This window comes from Deferribacterota bacterium (assembly GCA_034189185.1).
Classification (GTDB): Bacteria; Chrysiogenota; Deferribacteres; order Deferribacterales; family UBA228; genus UBA228.
Genome location: JAXHVM010000297.1, coordinates 1 through 1,611, shown reverse-complemented (window position 1 = coordinate 1,611; position 1,611 = coordinate 1). Strand labels below are relative to the sequence as shown.

Sequence of the window (1,611 nt, the reverse complement as noted above, 5' to 3'; positions counted from 1 at the left end):
TATAATAAAAAATTCAGGAAAGAAGACATTGATCATATTCATCCTTCTTCTATTTTAAAAAGTAGGGGATATAATATTGAAGAAATAAATACAGTAGTTAATTATCAGCTATTGGATTTTTCATTAAATAGAGGAGATAAAAACAGTAAGGAATTGAAGGATTGGGTGAATAATATAGCTAATAAGAGAGATTACTTAAATAGGCATTTAATACCAGAATGTGAAGATTTGTGGGATAGCGTTAATTATAAAGATTTCTTAGATGTTCGTAAAAAAATGATTGCAGATAAACTTAAAGATAGGTTAAATATATGAAAATACATAACAAATTTTTATACATGGGCACTATTCCTCTTAGCCTCATAGCGGCAGACGAGCTTTATCGTTATTAGGAATATATTTAAGGAGGATTGGTGTCGTCTTTAACACTATAAATAGATATGACATTTTTAGAATTGGCAGAAAAAACATTAGAAAAAGCTGAAAAACCTCTATCTCCGAAGGAAATATGGGATTTTGCTAAAGAACTAAAAATAGCCAATGAATTTCATACGAGAGGCAAAACTCCTTGGGCTACTATAGGGGCCCGTATTTATACGGATATACGAGATAATGAAGACAGTGTTTTTATACAGGTTAGCAAGCGCCCAACAAAATTTTATTTAAAGCGACTAGGAATCGACGTAATGAAATTGAAGCAAGATATAGAAAAAAGAGAAAGGGATATGGAAAAATCTTTAACATTCAAGGAAAGAGATCTTCATCCATTATTAGTAAAATTTGTAAATTCACATATGCATTTTAAAGCATTTTCAAAAACAATATTTCATGAAAATTCTAAACGAGGAGTGAAAGGATATAATAAATGGTTACATCCAGATGTTGTAGGTGTATATTTTCCTTTTGAAGACTACTTGAATAACATACTGGAAATTCAGAAAGCTTTTTCTGTGAGCGCATTAAAGCTTTTTTCATTTGAAATAAAAATATCTATATCATTTTCAAAACTTAGAGAATACTATTTTCAAGCAATATCAAATTCATCGTGGGCTAATGAAGGGTATCTAGTAGCATTAAGAATTGAAGATGATAGTAGTTTATACGATGAAATGAGAAGATTGAATAATGCATTTGGAATAGGTATTATAAGATTAAACCCTGAAGATATTTACCAAAGCGAAATTTTGTTTCCTGCTAAAGAGAACACAAATGTTGATTGGGATACAATAAATAGACTTGCTGAAGAAAATGAAGATTTTAAAGAATTTATTTCTTACATTCTCGAAGATATAACACTTAAAAAAGTAAAAAGTAATTATGAGAAAATCTTGGAGGATGAGGAGTTAGAAAAACATATAAATGCTAAGAACATCAAGTAAATATACATGGATGTATTTTTAAGTATAAGTAGCCGTTATTAAAATACCTCTTCTAAGAGAGTGTTTACACAAGTATAGATGGCTCGCAAATGGTTATTGGTGAGAAAATTGGAAAGCCTAAAGTAATGTTAAATGGTAAGTCACCCGACTTCGCAAGTCGGGAGATTTAGCAAGTTTGTATTTTACCGACTTCGCAAGTCAGATTTTTATAATTTGATAATTTAACGAAAAT

At 29.7% G+C, this 1,611-nt stretch carries 2 protein-coding genes; both read left to right on the top strand.

The features are described 5' to 3' along the window. Positions 1–315: hypothetical protein (locus SVN78_11050; protein ID MDY6822142.1), on the top strand; the 315-nt coding region annotated here is incomplete at its 5' end. A gap of 125 nt (positions 316–440) precedes the next feature. After that, the gene (locus SVN78_11045) at positions 441–1,379 is read left to right on the top strand and encodes an HTH domain-containing protein (GenBank protein MDY6822141.1); all 939 of its coding nucleotides are present in this window, start codon (positions 441–443) and stop codon (positions 1,377–1,379) included. Positions 1,380–1,611: the final 232 nt, after the last annotated feature.